The following is a 16,863-nucleotide window of genomic DNA, read 5'->3' on the forward strand; positions in this document are numbered from 1 at the left end:
TGATGTAGTCGGGGCTGACCCCCATCGCTGGCAAGCCAGCTCCCACAGGGATTTGCGCAGTTCACAAAACCTGTGGGAGCTGGCTTGCCAGCGATAGGACCCTGCAAAGCAACGCAAAATTGAACAGGATGTCCCCATGACCAGCACCGCCCAACACACTCAGGTCGTACAAAAGCAATTCGGTGAACAGGCCGCCGCTTACCTGAGCAGCGCCGTTCACGCCCAAGGCAGTGAATTCGCACTGCTACAAGCTGAACTGGCCGGGCAGGGCAGTGCGCGGGTGCTGGATCTGGGTTGCGGCGCCGGTCACGTCAGCTTTCATGTGGCACCGCTGGTCAAGGAAGTGGTGGCTTACGACTTGTCGCAGCAAATGCTTGATGTGGTTGCCGGCGCTGCCGTCGATCGCGGCTTGAGCAACATCATTACCGTCAACGGTGCTGCCGAGCGCTTGCCGTTCGCCGATGGCGAGTTCGATTTTGTGTTCAGCCGCTATTCGGCGCATCACTGGAGCGACCTCGGTCTGGCCTTGCGCGAAGTGCGTCGGATGCTGAAGCCGGGCGGGGTGGCGGCGTTCGTTGATGTGTTGTCACCGGGCAGTGCGTTGTTCGACACTTACCTGCAAAGCGTTGAAGTGCTGCGCGACACCAGCCATGTCCGCGACTACTCCGCCGCCGAGTGGCTGCGCCAGGTCAGCGAAGCCGGTCTGCATGTGCGCAGTACCACCCGGCAGCGCCTGCGTCTGGAGTACAGCAGTTGGGTGGAGCGCATGCGCACACCTGACGTGATGCGCGCGGCGATCCGCCAGTTGCAGCAGTCGATGGGCAACGAAGTGCGTGAGTATTTTGAGATAGATGCCGACGGCTCGTTCAGTACCGATGTAATCGTACTGATGGCTGAGCGATAAGAATTTTTCCCGGCGCGCCGTTCACTGGCGCACCGCTTGAAGACACGAGGAAAGCATGAGCAAGCAGATTCTGATTCTCCCGGGTGACGGTATTGGTCCGGAAATCATGGCCGAAGCGGTCAAGGTGCTGGAATTGGCCAATGACAAGTACAGCTTGGGCTTCGAGCTGAGCCACGACGTGATCGGTGGCGCGGCCATCGACAAGCACGGCGTGCCGCTGGCCGACGAAACCCTTGATCGCGCCCGCGCTGCCGACGCCGTGCTGCTGGGCGCTGTCGGTGGCCCGAAATGGGACACCATCGAGCGTGATATCCGCCCTGAACGCGGTCTGCTGAAAATCCGAGCGCAACTGGGCCTGTTCGGCAACCTGCGCCCGGCGATCCTCTATCCGCAACTGGCCGACGCGTCGAGCCTGAAGCCGGAAATCGTTGCCGGTCTGGACATCCTCATCGTCCGTGAGCTGACCGGCGGCATTTACTTCGGCGCGCCGCGTGGTACCCGTACGCTGGACAATGGCGAGCGTCAGTCCTACGACACCCTGCCGTACAGCGAAAGCGAAATCCGCCGCATCGCCCGTGTCGGTTTCGACATGGCCATGGTGCGTGGCAAGAAGCTCTGCTCGGTGGACAAGGCCAACGTCCTGGCATCCAGCCAGTTGTGGCGCGAAGTGGTCGAGCAGGTGGCCAAGGATTACCCGGAAGTCGAGCTGAGCCACATGTACGTCGATAACGCCGCCATGCAGTTGGTGCGCGCACCCAAGCAGTTCGACGTGATCGTCACCGACAACATGTTCGGCGACATCCTCTCCGATGAAGCGTCGATGCTCACCGGTTCGATCGGCATGCTGCCGTCGGCCTCGCTGGACTCCAACAACAAGGGCATGTACGAGCCGTGCCACGGTTCGGCGCCGGACATTGCCGGTAAAGGCATTGCCAACCCGCTGGCGACGATCCTGTCGGTGTCGATGATGCTGCGTTACAGCTTCAATCTGCACGACGCTGCCGATGCCATCGAAAAAGCCGTCAGCGTCGTGCTCGATCAGGGCTTGCGCACCGGCGACATCCACTCGGCCGGTTGTACCAAAGTCGGTACGCAGGAAATGGGCGACGCAGTAGTCGCCGCGCTGCGGAATCTGTAATCTCTCGGGCCCGCTGCGAAATTCAATACAAAGCAGCGGCCCACTTTTCAAGAAGGTGTAGTTGCGATGAAACGTGTAGGTCTGATCGGTTGGCGCGGGATGGTCGGTTCCGTGCTCATGCAGCGGATGCTGGAAGAGCAGGATTTCGATCTTATCGAGCCGGTGTTTTTCACCACGTCCAATGTCGGTGGCCAAGGCCCGTCCGTGGGCAAGGACATTGCTCCGCTCAAGGACGCTTACAGCATTGACGAGCTGAAGACCCTCGACGTGATCCTGACCTGCCAGGGCGGCGACTACACCAGCGAAGTATTCCCCAAGCTGCGTGAAGCCGGCTGGCAGGGTTACTGGATCGACGCGGCGTCGAGCCTGCGCATGAACGATGACGCGGTGATCATTCTCGACCCGGTCAACCGCAAGGTCATCGACCAGCAACTGGACGCGGGCACCAAGAACTACATCGGCGGCAACTGCACCGTCAGCCTGATGCTGATGGGCCTGGGCGGTCTGTTCGAGGCCGGTCTGGTCGAATGGATGAGCGCCATGACCTATCAGGCGGCCTCCGGTGCCGGCGCGCAGAACATGCGTGAACTGATCAAGCAGATGGGCGCGACCCACGCCGCTGTCGCCGATCAACTGGCCGACCCGGCCAGCGCGATCCTCGACATCGACCGTCGCGTGGCCGAAGCCATGCGCAGCGACGCGTACCCGACCGAAAACTTCGGTGTACCGCTGGCCGGCAGCTTGATCCCGTGGATCGACAAGGAACTGCCGAACGGCCAGAGCCGCGAAGAGTGGAAGGCCCAGGCCGAGACCAACAAGATCCTCGGTCGCTTCAAGAGCCCGATCCCGGTCGACGGCATCTGCGTGCGCATCGGCGCCATGCGCTGCCACAGCCAGGCGCTGACCATCAAGCTGAACAAAGACGTACCGATCGCCGATATCGAAGGGCTGATCAGCCAGCACAACCCGTGGGTCAAGCTGGTGCCGAACAACCGCGAGATCAGCATGCAGGAGCTGAGCCCGACCAAGGTCACCGGCACCCTGAATGTACCGGTCGGTCGTCTGCGCAAGCTGAACATGGGTTCGCAATTCGTCGGCGCCTTCACCGTCGGCGACCAACTGCTGTGGGGCGCGGCCGAACCGCTGCGCCGCATGCTGCGGATCCTGCTGGAGCGTTGATCGCTTGAAGCAATGAGAAGCCCGTGCCTTGTGAGAGGTGCGGGTTTTTTTATGCGCAATGATCGTTCCCATGCTCCGCGTGGGAATGCATCCCGGGACGCTCTGCGTCCCTTCCAAAGCAGAACGCGGAGCGTCCGTTGAGACATTCCCACGCAGAGCGTGGGAACGATCGGTACGGGCAGAAATTGCCTGTGCGCCACCCACCCGGTAAAGTGCCGCTCCCCCCGTTTTGCCAGAGGTAGCTCCATGACCCAGACTTTCGATATCGCCGTTATCGGCGCCACCGGTACTGTCGGCGAAACCCTCGTACAGATTCTCGAAGAGCGCGACTTTCCGGTCGGCAACCTGCACCTGCTGGCCAGCAGTGAATCGGCCGGCAGCTCGGTGCTGTTCCGCAACAAAAACGTCCGCGTGCGCGAGGTCGACGAGTTCGATTTCAGCAAGGTCAGACTGGTGTTCTTCGCCGCCGGCGCTGCGGTGTCGCTGAGTTACGCCGCCCGCGCCCATGCTGCCGGTTGCTCGTTGATCGACCTGTCCGGCGCGTTGCCTGCCGATCAGGCGCCGCAGGTGGTGCCCGAGGCCAATGCCGATATTCTCGCCAGTCTGAAAAGCCCGTTCCAAGTCAGCAGCCCAAGCCCGTCTGCTACGACGCTTGCGGTGGTGCTGGCGCCGTTGCTCGATCTGCTCGATCTGCAATACGTCAACGTCACCGCCAACCTGGCCGTTTCGGCGCAAGGTCGCGAAGCGGTCACCGAGCTCGCGCGGCAGACCGCCGAGCTGCTCAACATGCGTCCGCTGGAACCGACGTTCTTCGACCGGCAGATGGCGTTCAACCTGCTGGCACAAGTCGGTACGCCTGATGCGCAGGGCCACACGCTGCTGGAAAAGCGTCTGGTGCGCGAGTTGCGCCAGGTGCTGGCAAAACCTTTATTGAAGATTTCTGCCACTTGCGTTCAAGCCCCGGTGTTTTTTGGCGATAGCTTTAGCGTGACCTTGCAGTCAGGCAGCGCTGTTGACCTGAAAAAGGTCAACGCCGCGCTCGAGGCTGCACCGGGCATCGAGCTGGTCGAGGCCGGCGATTATCCGACCGCGGTCGGCGATGCGGTGGGGCAGGACGTGGTCTATGTCGGCCGCGTGCGCAGTGGTGTCGACGACCCGGCGGAACTAAATCTTTGGCTGACGTCAGATAACGTACGCAAAGGCGCGGCGCTCAATGCCGTGCAACTGGCTGAGTTGTTGATAAAAGACCTGCTGTAAAAGATACTTGGCAACAATTTGTCGACTGATTCTAGGTGAGCGCTATGCTTGCCCGAAGCGCGTCGATGACGAGTCACCCTCCGGGACTTTCCGGGGCAGCACCGAAATGATCGCGCGCGGCGACACCCGTCGTCGCGCGCAATGCCTTACGGCAGCGGTATTCAAAAGCTTCTCGCTGGCCGAGGAACGTTCAAACAAAGGATGAGGCTATGGTTCAAGTTCGCAAACTGGTGTTAGCAATAGCGGCCGCCTCGGCGCTGTCCTCCGGTATGGCGCATGCCCTCGGGCTCGGGGAGCTGACCCTGAAGTCGACCCTGAACCAGCCGTTGGTGGCTGAAATCGAGCTGCTCGACGTCAAGGATCTCACCGCTGCCGAAGTGGTGCCGAGCCTGGCTTCCCCTGAAGATTTCGCCAAGGCCGGCGTCGACCGTCAGGCTTTTCTCAATGACCTGACGTTCACCCCGGTGCTCAACGCCAACGGCAAAAGCGTGTTGCGCGTGACCTCGAGCCAACCGCTGTCGGAACCGATGGTGAAGTTCCTTGTGCAGGTGATGTGGCCCAATGGCCGCTTGTTGCGTGATTACAGCGTGCTGCTCGATCCGTCGAAGTTCTCGCCGCAGACCGCAGACGCCGCCGCGCAACCGGCGCCGTCGCAGACCATCACTGCGCCAACCACTGGCGCCACCCATCGCAATCAGTACACCACCACGCCGCGCGACACCCTGTGGGAAATCGCCGCGAAGGCGCGCAACGGCGGCTCGGTGCAGCAGACCATGCTGGCGATTCAGGCGCTCAATCCGAATGCCTTTATCGACGGCAACATCAACCGTCTGAAAACCGGTCAGGTGCTGCGTCTGCCGGATCCGGTACAAAGCACGGCGCTGCCGCAGTCGGCGGCCATCGCTGAAGTGGCGGCGCAGAACGAAGCCTGGCGTCAGGGCCGTCGTTACGCGGCCAAGCCTGGCACCGGTCAGCAGCAGTTGGATGCAACCAATCGCGGCCGTGGCAATACCGGTGCAGCGGCCAACACTCAGGACAATCTAAGCCTGGTCTCGGCGGAAAGCGCCAAGCCCGGTGCGAAAGGCCCGGCCGGCGACGCCAAGGCGCTGAGCAACAAACTGGCAATCACCCAGGAAAACCTCGACACGACCCGTCGTGACAACGAGGAACTGAAAAGCCGCATGGCGGATCTGCAGAGCCAGTTGGACAAGCTGCAAAAGCTGATCGAGCTGAAGAACAATCAACTGGCGAAGATGCAGGCCGACGGCGCCGGCGCTGCGCCTGGCGCCACTGCTGCTGTGCCGCCGGTGCCGGCGATCACTGCCGATCTGGCCGCGACACCGCCAGCCACTCCGGCCGACGCCGCAGCGGCTTCGCCGACTCCAGAGTCGGCCATCGCGCCGCCAGCGGAAACCCCGGTTGAGCCAGTCGTCGAGCCGGTGGTCGAAACTACGCCGCCTGCTGCCGCCGATGACGACAAAGCCTTCAATGAACTGCTGACCAATCCGATCCTGCTCGGCCTGATCGGCGGCGGTGCGGTGGTTCTGCTGCTTCTGCTGTTGCTGCTGGCGCGCCGTCGCAAAGCCCAGCAGGAAGCCGAAAAGCACCTGCGCATGGCCCGCGCTCTGGCTGAAGAGCAAGAGTTCTCCGCTGAGCAGGAACTGCCGGAAAGCAGCTTCTCTGGCCTCGAAACCCCGGCAGCCAGCGTCAAACTCAATACGCCAGCTCCGGCACCTGCGCCAGCCCCTGCACCGGTCGTCACTCCGGTGGTGATGGCTGCGCCGATTGCCGCACCTCTGGTGGCCCCGGCCGGCGAGCGATCGGATGACGTGCTCGACAAAGCGCAATCGCACATCAATGCCGGTCGCCTCAATCAAGCCGCCGCGCTGCTGGAAGAGGGCGTCAGCCTTGAGCCGGAACGCAGCGATCTGCGCCTGAAGCTGATGGAAGTCTACGGCCAGCAGGGCGATCGCGATGCGTTCGTTGCGCAAGAGCGTCAACTGGTGGCTAATGGCGATAACTTCGCCAAGGTCGAAGCACTGAAAAGCCGCTTCCCGGCCATGGCCGTGGTTGCTGCCGGTGGACTGGCGGCTGCCGCCGTCGCTGCCGAGCTGGACGCGCAGTACGTCAAGGAACTGTTGCAGGACGAGCCGCAAGCGCCCGAGACCGCCGCTGACGACCTCGACACCGCGTTCGATTTGAGTCTGGACGACCTCGACAACATCACCCCGGTCGATCCTGCGCCAGCGGTCGAGCCAGAAGCGCCTGTCGAGCTCGACGCGTTTCCGGCCGAAGACGATCTGAGCTTCGCTTCGGTGCTGCAAGAGCAGACCGAGATGAAAGACAATCTCGACGATCTGTCGGACTTCGATCTGGATATGGATCTCGGCGCCGAACCATCGCCGGCCACGTTGGCTGAAGATGACTTCCTGCTGGATCTGGACGACGGCGTGAAGGACGTGCCGCCGGTCGAGACGCCGGTTGTCGCTGACGTGCCGCAGGACGATCTGGAGCTGCCAGCCGATTTCGACCTGTCGCTGGCGGACGAAATGGACAGCAACCCGGCTGCTGAGCCGGATGCCTTCTCGGCCGAGCTGGACGACGTCAATGCCGAGCTGGATCGCCTGTCGCAAAGCATGGCCGAGCCGAGCTTCACCGAAGCGGACGCGGCGATGGGTGACGATCTGGGCGAAGACGATTTCGACTTCCTCGCCGGCACCGACGAAGCGGCGACCAAACTCGATCTAGCCCAGGCCTACATCGACATGGGCGACGCCGACGGTGCCCGTGACATCCTCAACGAAGTGTTGACCGAGGGTGACGAGAAGCAGCGGGGAGAGGCAAAGGAAATGCTTTCCAACCTGGCGTAAGTTCAGCGGTAAACAACAAGCGGCAGCCCGGTGGGGCTGCCGTTTTTGTTTGTGCCGGATGAAGGGTTGTGAGTGCCGTCGTCATCGCTGGCAAGCCAGCTCCCACAGGTTGGGTGCGCGCCGCAAATCAATGTGGGAGCTGGCTTGCCAGCGATGGCGGCAGATCATGCGACAGAGAACCTCTGGCATCCCCGGCCCACCGCCTTATAATGCCCGCCTTTGCAAAATCAGCAGGCTGTACCACCTTGGCAAACATAGATAACCCGGTCGCCGAAATGGCGCCCGACGGCTTTTACCGCGTCGCGCTGGGCGTTGAGTACAAAGGCTCGCGCTACAGCGGCTGGCAGCGTCAGTTGACCGGTGTGGCGACGGTGCAGGAAGAGCTTGAAAAGGCCCTGTCGAAAGTCGCCAATTCGCCGGTTTCCCTGCAATGCGCCGGGCGTACCGATGCCGGCGTGCATGCCTGCGGGCAAGTGGTGCACTTTGACACCCAGGTTGATCGCTCGCTGAAAGCCTGGGTCATGGGCGCCAACATCAATCTGCCTCACGACATCAGCGTCAGTTGGGCCAGGGTCATGCCGGCGCATTTTCATGCGCGCTTCAAGGCCATCGCCCGGCGTTATCGCTATGTGATCTACAACGATCAGATTCGCCCGGCGCACCTCAACGAAGAAATCACCTGGAATCACCGCCCGCTCGACGCCGAGCGCATGGCCGAGGCCGCGCAGTACCTGATCGGTACTCACGATTTCAGCGCGTTCCGGGCCGGTCAGTGCCAGGCCAAGTCGCCGATCAAGAAGATGCATCACCTGCGCGTGACTCGTCACGGCAAGATGATCGTGCTCGACATTCGGGCCAATGCCTTCCTGCATCACATGGTGCGCAATATTGCCGGTGTGCTGATGACCATCGGTGCCGGGGAGCGCCCGGTGGAGTGGATGAAAGAAGTGCTGGAGAGTCGCGAGCGTCGCTCCGGCGGGGTGACGGCGCATCCGTACGGGCTGTATCTGGTGCAGGTCGAGTACCACGACGAATTCCCGTTACCCGAGCGCTTTATCGGGCCACATTTCCTTACGGGTTTCTCCGAACTTGACGGCTGACGCCCTCGGACGCTTTTGTTACCATCCGGGACGTTTTCGGATTTTGCCTTGAGGTTTTCCTGACATGTCAGCTGTTCGCAGCAAGATCTGCGGCATTACCCGCATCGAAGATGCGCTGGCCGCCGTCGAAGCCGGCGCCGATGCGATTGGTCTGGTGTTTTACGCCAAGAGCCCGCGTGCAGTGAATGTGCAGCAGGCAAGGGCGATCATCAAGGCGTTGCCGCCGTTCGTCACCACCGTGGGGCTGTTCGTCAATGCCAGTCGTTGCGAGCTGGGAGAAATCCTCGATGCGGTGCCGCTTGATCTGCTGCAATTTCATGGCGACGAAAGCGCGCAGGAGTGCGAAGGCTGGCATCGTCCGTACATCAAAGCGCTGCGGGTCAAGGCTGGCGATGACATTGCCGCTGCCTGCGATGCCTTTCCCGGCGCCAGTGGCGTACTGCTCGACACGTATGTCGAAGGGGTGCCTGGCGGAACCGGCGAGGCGTTTGACTGGTCACTGATTCCGCAACACCTGAGCAAGCCGCTGATTCTGGCCGGTGGCCTGACGCCGGAGAACGTTGCTGATGCGGTAGCGCGGGTCAAGCCCTACGCGGTGGATGTCAGCGGCGGGGTAGAAGCGAGCAAAGGCATCAAGGATCACCACAAGATTCGCGCATTCATCAACGCGGTGCGCGGCAATACATCGTCGATGTGACGGCTGGCAGTCTGCCGCCGTCCATCAATGCACTTGCACAAAGCAGGCGCGGCTGAGGGTTGCTGAATCGTACGCAGGTCATGTTCCGCGCTGACCGCGACTGTTCATCAACCATCGCCACACACATGAATTTAGCTCAAGGGCATACGCGGGGCTGCGAACCAGAGCGTTCGGGCCGCCGGTACTGGAGAAAGAAAGCATGAGCAACTGGTTAGTAGACAAACTGATCCCTTCGATCATGCGCTCGGAGGTCAAGAAGAGCTCGGTGCCTGAAGGTCTGTGGCACAAATGCCCGTCCTGCGAGGCGGTGTTGTACCGTCCGGAGCTGGAAAAGACCCTGGACGTTTGCCCCAAGTGCAACCACCACATGCGCATCGGCGCACGTGCGCGTATCGACATCTTCCTCGATCCGGAAGGCCGCAACGAACTGGGTGCTGACCTGGAGCCGGTTGACCGTCTGAAATTCCGCGACGGCAAGAAGTACAAGGACCGCCTGGTCGCTGCGCAGAAGCAGACCGGCGAGAAAGATGCGCTGATCTCGGTCAGCGGTACCCTGCTGGGCATGCCGGTAGTGGTTTCGGCATTCGAATTCAACTTCATGGGCGGTTCCATGGGCGCCATCGTCGGTGAGCGCTTCGTGCGCGCTGCCAACTACGCACTGGAAAACCGCTGCCCGATGATCTGCTTCGCCGCCTCCGGTGGTGCACGCATGCAGGAAGCGCTGATCTCGCTGATGCAGATGGCCAAGACCTCGGCCGTGCTGGCGCGCCTGCGTGAAGAAGGCATTCCGTTCATCTCCGTACTGACCGACCCGGTCTACGGCGGCGTTTCCGCCAGTCTGGCGATGCTTGGCGACGTCATCGTCGGCGAACCGAAAGCCCTGATCGGCTTCGCCGGTCCGCGGGTAATCGAGCAGACCGTGCGCGAGAAACTGCCGGAAGGCTTCCAGCGCAGCGAGTTCCTGCTGGAGCACGGCGCGATCGACATGATCATCCACCGTCAGGAACTGCGCCCACGTCTGGGTAACCTGCTGGCACAGATGACCGGCAAGCCGACGCCGAAGTTCGTCGCCGCGCCGATCGAACCGATCGTGGTGCCGCCGGTGCCTGCCAACGTATGACCCAGCGCACCCTTGGTGAATGGCTCGCCTACCTCGAGCAGTTGCATCCGTCGGCCATCGACATGGGCCTGGAGCGTTCGCAACAGGTAGCGTCCCGCATGGGGCTGGGCCAGCCGGCGCCTCGGGTGATCACGGTCACTGGCACCAACGGCAAGGGTTCGACCTGCGCGTTCGTGGCTTCGTTGCTGCGTGCGCAGGGCCTGAGCGTTGGTGTCTACAATTCTCCGCACCTGCTGCGTTACAACGAGCGGGTGCAGCTCAACGGCGTCGAAGCCACTGACGCGCAGCTGTGCGAAGCCTTTGCTGCGGTCGAGGCGGGCCGCGGCGACACTTCCCTGACTTACTTCGAAATGGGCACCCTTGCGGCGTTCTGGCTGTTCCAGCAGTCTGCGCTTGACGCTGTGGTGCTTGAAGTCGGGTTGGGCGGGCGTCTGGATACCGTCAATGTAGTCGATGCCGATATTGCGCTGGTCACCAGCATTGGCGTCGATCACGCCGATTATCTGGGCGATACCCGCGAATCCGTGGCCTTCGAGAAGGCCGGAATTCTCCGCCAGGGCAAGCCTGCACTGTGTGGCGACCTGAATCCTCCGCAACCACTGTTCGACAAGGCGCACGAACTGGCTTGCCCGTTCTTCCTGCGTGGACGCGATTTCGATCTTGGCTTCACCGAGCAGCACTGGCAGTGGCGCGGTACCGACGCGCAGGGCCAAGCGGTCGAATTGCGTGATTTGCCACTGCTTGATCTGCCGATGGAAAACGCCGCGCTGGCGCTGCAAGCCTATCTGCTGACAGGTTTGCCGTGGAATGCCGAACAGATTGTCGCGGCGTTGCAGGCGACGCGCGTGGTCGGGCGCCTCGATCGTCGTTCGTTCGAATGGAATGGCAAGCGCCTGAACCTGTTGCTGGATGTTGGTCACAATCCGCATGCCGCTGAATATCTCGCGCGACGTCTGGCTGCGCGGCCGCCGGTTGGCAAGCGTCTGGCGGTGTTCGGGTTGCTGGCGGACAAGGATCTCGATGGTGTTGTTGGCGAATTGAATGCTAGTGTCGCGCATTGGGCTGTCGCGCCGCTGGATTCGCCGCGTGCGCGTCCCGTAGCTGAGCTTGAGGCAGCGCTGCAGAACCTTGGTGCTTCGGTTACGTCCTATGCCAGCGTTGCGGCCGCTCTGGAAGGGCAGTGCGCTATAGCAACCAGCGACGACGAGATTCTGTTGTTCGGATCATTTTATTGTGTCGCCGAGGCCCTTGAATGGCTGGCCCGGCGCTCCACGGAGGAAGCGGCAAATGGCTTTGCTGGATAAAGCGTACAAGCAGCGCATGGTTGGCGCGCTGGTGCTGGTGGCGCTGGCGGTGATCTTCCTGCCGATGCTGTTTTCCCGTCAGGATGAGCAGCGTCAGGTGACCGTCGAGGCCCCGGCTGCGCCTCAGCCTTCGGCCATGCCGCAAGTGCAAATGGACCCGGTCGCCGTGCCTGAGCCCCAGGCTTTGCCACAAGAGCCGGTGCCAACGGACGAAGAGGTCGCTGAAGAAGTGGTGCCTGCTGCTCCGGCTGCTGCTCCTGCCGCCCCGGCACCGACCATCCCGGCGCAGATTGCCCGCCCGGCAACGCCGCCACCAGTGGCCAAGCCGATTCCGGCGCCGGCTCAGCCAATCACCTCCGCAACCAGCAAGCCTGACACCACGCAGAGCCGCGTCGATGCCAACGGTCTGTCGGTGAGCTGGTCAGTGCAACTTGCCAGCCTGTCGAGCCGTGCCAGCGCCGAGAGCCTGCAGAAGAACCTGCGCAGCCAGGGTTATAACGCCTACATTCGTTCGGCCGATGGCAAGAATCGGGTGTTCGTCGGTCCGCTGATCGAGCGTGCCGAAGCCGACCGTCTGCGTGATCTGCTGAGTCGTCAGCAGAACCTCAAAGGCTTCGTTGTCCGTTTTCAGCCTGAACGTGGCTGAAATCTATCACCTCGATTGAAAAGCACTGACAATCGCAGCTTACCGACAGCCATGCGCTCTGCTAAAATGCGCCGCCTTATCCGTCTGTAGGCTGCACTGTGCCATTTACCTGGGTTGACTGGGCGATCGTTGCAATCATCGCCATCTCCGCATTGATCAGTCTGAGCCGCGGCTTCGTAAAGGAAGCGTTATCGCTGCTGACCTGGATCATCGCAGGAGCGGTTGCCTGGATGTTTGGTGGCTCACTGTCCGAGTACCTCGCCGGATACATCGAAACCCCATCGGCTCGCGTGATTGCGGGCTGTGCCATCATGTTTGTCGCCACACTGATCGTGGGCGCAATGATCAATTATCTTATCGGCGAGTTGGTTCGCGTCACCGGGTTGTCCGGGACCGATCGATTCCTCGGCATGGCCTTCGGCGCAGCGCGTGGCGTGTTGCTGGTGGTCGTGGCGGTCGGGCTGTTGAGCCTGGGGCCGGTACAGCAGGACGGGTGGTGGAAAGAATCACAGCTCGTGCCCAAGTTTCTATTGGTCGCCGACTGGTCCAAAAACCTGATACTCGGGTGGAGCAGTCAGTGGCTTGCCAGCGGAATCAGCGTACCCGCTGAGATTCCGTTCAAGGAGCAGCTCTTGCCGACGGCGAAAACGCCTCAGTGAGTGCTGTTCAGTTCAGATCCATTAAGTAGGGGTTGCGTCGCATGTGTGGCATCGTCGGTATCGTCGGTAAGTCGAACGTCAATCAGGCGCTGTATGACGCGCTAACCGTGCTCCAGCACCGCGGCCAGGACGCTGCCGGTATCGTGACCAGCCATGATGGCCGGTTGTTCCTGCGCAAGGATAATGGCCTGGTGCGTGACGTGTTCCAGCAGCGTCACATGCAGCGTCTGGTCGGCCACATGGGTATCGGCCACGTCCGTTACCCGACTGCCGGCAGCTCGACGTCGGCCGAAGCCCAGCCGTTCTACGTCAACTCGCCGTACGGCATCACCCTGGCGCACAACGGTAACCTGACCAACGTTGAACAGTTGGCCAAAGAGATCTACGAATCCGATCTGCGTCACGTCAACACCAGTTCCGACTCGGAAGTGCTGCTCAACGTGTTCGCTCACGAGCTGGCCCAGCGCGGCAAGCTGCAGCCGACCGAAGAGGACGTGTTCGCCGCTGTGACCGACGTGCACAACCGCTGCGTGGGTGGTTACGCCGTGGTGGCGATGGTCACCGGATACGGCATCGTCGGTTTCCGCGACCCGCACGGCATTCGTCCGATCGTGTTCGGTCAGCGTCACACTGACGAAGGCGTCGAGTACATGATCGCCTCGGAAAGCGTTTCCCTGGACGTGCTCGGTTTCACCCTGATCCGCGACCTCGCGCCAGGCGAAGCGGTGTACATCACCGAAGATGGCAAGCTGCACACCCGTCAGTGCGCAACCAACCCGTCGCTGACCCCGTGCATTTTCGAACACGTCTACCTGGCGCGTCCGGACTCGATCATCGACGGCGTGTCGGTGTACAAGGCGCGTCTGCGCATGGGCGAGAAGCTTGCCGAGAAGATCCTGCGCGAGCGCCCTGAGCACGACATCGACGTGGTCATCCCGATTCCGGACACCAGCCGTACCGCAGCGCTGGAACTGGCCAATCACCTGGGCGTGAAATTCCGCGAAGGCTTCGTCAAGAACCGTTACATCGGTCGCACCTTCATCATGCCGGGCCAGGCCGCACGCAAGAAGTCGGTACGCCAGAAGCTCAACGCCATCGAGCTGGAATTCCGCGGCAAGAACGTCATGCTCGTCGATGACTCGATCGTGCGCGGCACCACTTGCAAGCAGATCATCCAGATGGCCCGCGAAGCCGGCGCGAAAAACGTCTACTTCTGCTCGGCGGCACCTGCGGTGCGCTTCCCGAACGTCTACGGTATCGACATGCCGAGCGCTCACGAACTGATCGCGCACAACCGTTCGACTCAGGACGTGGCCGATCTGATCGGCGCTGACTGGCTGATCTATCAGGACTTGCCTGACTTGATCGAAGCGGTCGGTGGCGGCAAGATCAAGATCGAGCACTTCGATTGCGCAGTGTTCGACGGCAAGTACGTGACCGGTGACGTCGACGAGGCTTACCTGAACAAGATCGAACAGGCGCGCAACGATGCCTCGAAGGTCAAGACCCAGGCAGTCAGTGCGATCATCGATCTGTACAACAACTGAGTTTCCACCGGCCCTGAGGGGCCGGTTTTGTATCTGATATTTATTGTTCGAGAACAGCAAGGAGAGACAGCATGAGTCAGGAATGGGATGCCGGTCGGCTGGACAGCGACCTCGAAGGCGTAGCGTTCGATACCCTGGCCGTCCGTGCCGGTCAGCACCGCACGCCGGAAGGCGAGCACGGTGACCCGATGTTCTTCACCTCCAGTTACGTGTTCCGCACCGCTGCCGATGCAGCGGCGCGCTTTGCCGGCGAAGTGCCCGGCAACGTCTATTCGCGCTACACCAACCCGACCGTGCGCGCATTCGAAGAGCGCATCGCCGCGCTGGAAGGCGCCGAGCAGGCCGTCGCCACGGCCACCGGCATGGCCGCGATCATGGCGGTGGTGATGAGCCTGTGCAGTGCTGGCGATCACGTGCTGGTATCGCGTAGCGTGTTCGGCTCGACCATCAGCCTCTTCGAGAAGTATTTCAAGCGCTTCGGCGTCGAAGTCGATTACGTCCCGCTGGCCGATCTGTCAGCCTGGGACGCGGCGATCAAGTCCAACACCAAACTGCTTTTTGTCGAGTCGCCGTCCAACCCGTTGGCCGAGCTGGTGGATATCGCCGCGCTGGCAGAAATCGCTCATGCCAAGGGCGCGCAGCTGGTGGTCGACAACTGCTTCTGCACCCCGGCGTTGCAGCAGCCGCTGAAGCTCGGCGCGGACATTGTCGTGCACTCGGCGACCAAGTTCATCGACGGTCAGGGTCGCTGCATGGGCGGCGTTGTCGCCGGTCGCGGTGAACAGATGAAAGAAGTGGTGGGTTTCCTGCGGACCGCCGGGCCGACCCTCAGCCCGTTCAACGCGTGGATCTTCCTCAAAGGCCTCGAGACCCTCAACCTGCGCATGAAAGCGCATTGCGCGAACGCTCAGGCGCTGGCCGAATGGCTGGAGCAGCAGGACGGCATCGAGAAGGTCCATTACGCCGGTCTGAAGAGCCATCCGCAGCACGAGTTGGCCCAGCGCCAGCAGAAGGGTTTTGGTGCGGTGGTCAGCTTCGAGGTCAAGGGCGGCAAAGAAGGCGCCTGGCGCTTAATCGATGCCACGCGGTTGATTTCGATCACCGCCAACCTCGGCGACAGCAAAACCACGATCACCCATCCAAGCACCACCTCCCACGGCCGTCTGGCGCCACAGGAGCGTGAAGCGGCAGGCATTCGTGACAGTCTGATCCGCGTTGCGGTCGGTCTGGAAGATGTGGCTGACCTGCAAGCTGACCTGGCGCGCGGTCTGGCGGCATTGTGATCGAGTTGTCCACACCGGCGGCCAATACCCATGGCCGCGTGGCGCTGGTCACTGGCGCTGCACGCGGTATCGGCCTCGGAATTGCCGCCTGGCTGATCAGCGAAGGCTGGCAAGTGGTGCTGACCGATCTCGATCGGGCGCGTGGTTCGAAAGTGGCGAAGGTGCTGGGCGAGAATGCCTGGTTTATCGCCATGGACGTTGCCGACGAAAATCAGGTCGCGCTGGGCGTGGCCGAGGTATTGGGGCAGTTTGGTCGCCTTGATGCATTGGTCTGCAACGCGGCGGTCGCCGATCCGCACAACATCACCTTGGAAAGCCTCGATCTGGCGTATTGGAATCGGGTGCTGGCGGTGAATCTGAGCGGGCCGATGTTGCTGGCCAAGCACTGTGCGCCGTATCTGCGTGCGCACAACGGTTCGATCGTAAATCTGGCCTCGACCCGCGCGCGACAGTCGGAGGCGGACTCCGAGGCCTACGCTGCGAGCAAGGGCGGGCTGTTGGCGCTCACTCACGCACTGGCGATCAGCCTCGGGCCGGAAATCCGCGTGAACGCAGTCAGTCCGGGCTGGATCGATACTCGTGATCCCTCTGTGCGCCGCGCCGAACCTTTGGCCGATGCCGATCACGCCCAGCATCCGGCGGGCAGGGTAGGGACTGTCGAGGACGTGGCGGCGATGGTGGCGTGGTTGCTGTCGAGGAATGCCGGGTTTGTCACCGGCCAGGAATTCGTCGTCGACGGCGGCATGACCAAGAAGATGATCTACGAGCAGTGAAAGGCAGCTTCGAGCTTCAAGCTGCAAGCTGCAAGCTTCAAGTTAAAGCAAGACGCTGGTGTGCCTGCTTTAGGTGATCATCCTTTTCTTGAAGCTTGAAGCTTGAAGCTTGAAGCTTGAAGCCGTTTTTGAAAAAAACTCCAATCCTGCTATTGACTTAGCTTCGCCACCTGCGTAAATTTCGCGGCCTCGGAGATGCAAACGGGTGATTAGCTCAGCTGGGAGAGCGTCTGCCTTACAAGCAGAATGTCGGCGGTTCGATCCCGTCATCACCCACCACTCCCGAGAAGCTTGCGCAAGCAAGAGAGTAGGCTGAAAGTGCCTGCACCGACGCGCAGCGGTAGTTCAGTCGGTTAGAATACCGGCCTGTCACGCCGGGGGTCGCG

At 61.7% G+C, this 16,863-nt stretch carries 14 protein-coding genes and 1 tRNA gene; all 15 read left to right on the forward strand.

All coding sequences use genetic code 11. The features are described 5' to 3' along the window. The first annotated feature begins 136 nt into the window (after positions 1-136). The 15 genes from D8U60_RS05335 to D8U60_RS05405 all read left to right on the forward strand — a co-directional run bounded on the left by D8U60_RS05335 (position 137) and on the right by D8U60_RS05405 (position 16,756). A complete protein-coding gene (locus D8U60_RS05335; protein ID WP_130899642.1) occupies positions 137-904 on the forward strand; it encodes a class I SAM-dependent methyltransferase in 768 nt (255 codons plus the stop codon). Positions 905-959: 55 nt separating this feature from the next. Next, entirely contained in the window at positions 960-2,042 is a 1,083-nt protein-coding gene (gene leuB, locus D8U60_RS05340) for a 3-isopropylmalate dehydrogenase (RefSeq protein ID WP_016773933.1), read from the forward strand. 66 nt (positions 2,043-2,108) lie between these two features. Then, positions 2,109-3,221 (forward strand): aspartate-semialdehyde dehydrogenase, encoded by a 1,113-nt coding sequence (gene asd, locus D8U60_RS05345; protein WP_016773934.1) that lies wholly within the window; start codon positions 2,109-2,111, stop codon positions 3,219-3,221. 246 nt (positions 3,222-3,467) lie between these two features. Continuing rightward, a complete protein-coding gene (locus D8U60_RS05350) occupies positions 3,468-4,478 on the forward strand; it encodes an aspartate-semialdehyde dehydrogenase (protein WP_130899643.1) in 1,011 nt (336 codons plus the stop codon). A gap of 209 nt (positions 4,479-4,687) precedes the next feature. After that, entirely contained in the window at positions 4,688-7,348 is a 2,661-nt protein-coding gene (locus tag D8U60_RS05355) for a FimV/HubP family polar landmark protein (RefSeq protein WP_130899644.1), read from the forward strand. Positions 7,349-7,623: 275 nt separating this feature from the next. Further along, positions 7,624-8,448: a tRNA pseudouridine(38-40) synthase TruA gene (gene truA, locus D8U60_RS05360; protein WP_016773937.1), complete on the forward strand. Its 825-nt coding sequence runs from the start codon at positions 7,624-7,626 to the stop codon at positions 8,446-8,448. Between the two features lie 64 nt (positions 8,449-8,512). Next, complete coding sequence (locus D8U60_RS05365) at positions 8,513-9,145, forward strand: phosphoribosylanthranilate isomerase (protein ID WP_024012391.1); 633 nt, start codon at positions 8,513-8,515, stop codon at positions 9,143-9,145. Positions 9,146-9,344: 199 nt separating this feature from the next. Next, on the forward strand, positions 9,345-10,265 hold the full coding sequence (accD, locus tag D8U60_RS05370; protein ID WP_016773939.1) for an acetyl-CoA carboxylase, carboxyltransferase subunit beta: 921 nt from the start codon (positions 9,345-9,347) through the stop codon (positions 10,263-10,265). Continuing rightward, the gene (gene folC / locus D8U60_RS05375; protein WP_130899645.1) at positions 10,262-11,569 is read left to right on the forward strand and encodes a bifunctional tetrahydrofolate synthase/dihydrofolate synthase; all 1,308 of its coding nucleotides are present in this window, start codon (positions 10,262-10,264) and stop codon (positions 11,567-11,569) included. Before accD ends, folC begins: the two co-directional genes overlap by 4 nt. Further along, the gene (locus D8U60_RS05380) at positions 11,553-12,215 is read left to right on the forward strand and encodes an SPOR domain-containing protein (RefSeq protein ID WP_024012393.1); all 663 of its coding nucleotides are present in this window, start codon (positions 11,553-11,555) and stop codon (positions 12,213-12,215) included. Before folC ends, D8U60_RS05380 begins: the two co-directional genes overlap by 17 nt. 98 nt (positions 12,216-12,313) lie before the next feature. Continuing rightward, positions 12,314-12,874, forward strand: coding sequence for a CvpA family protein (locus D8U60_RS05385; protein ID WP_016773942.1), 561 nt, complete (start codon positions 12,314-12,316; stop codon positions 12,872-12,874). A 41-nt stretch (positions 12,875-12,915) separates the two neighbouring features. Further along, positions 12,916-14,421, forward strand: coding sequence for an amidophosphoribosyltransferase (gene purF, locus D8U60_RS05390; protein ID WP_016773943.1), 1,506 nt, complete (start codon positions 12,916-12,918; stop codon positions 14,419-14,421). Between the two features lie 71 nt (positions 14,422-14,492). Continuing rightward, the gene (locus tag D8U60_RS05395) at positions 14,493-15,704 is read left to right on the forward strand and encodes an O-succinylhomoserine sulfhydrylase (RefSeq protein ID WP_130899646.1); all 1,212 of its coding nucleotides are present in this window, start codon (positions 14,493-14,495) and stop codon (positions 15,702-15,704) included. Continuing rightward, positions 15,701-16,477 carry an SDR family oxidoreductase gene (locus D8U60_RS05400; protein ID WP_130899647.1) on the forward strand — a complete coding sequence of 259 codons (777 nt, stop codon included), beginning with the start codon at positions 15,701-15,703 and terminating at the stop codon, positions 16,475-16,477. Before D8U60_RS05395 ends, D8U60_RS05400 begins: the two co-directional genes overlap by 4 nt. Positions 16,478-16,680: 203 nt before the next feature. Continuing rightward, positions 16,681-16,756: transfer RNA gene (locus D8U60_RS05405), tRNA-Val, on the forward strand. The last annotated feature ends 107 nt before the right edge of the window (positions 16,757-16,863 follow it).

The organism is Pseudomonas sp. Sample_11 (genome assembly GCF_004307505.1).
GTDB lineage: Bacteria > Pseudomonadota > Gammaproteobacteria > Pseudomonadales > Pseudomonadaceae > Aquipseudomonas > Aquipseudomonas atacamensis.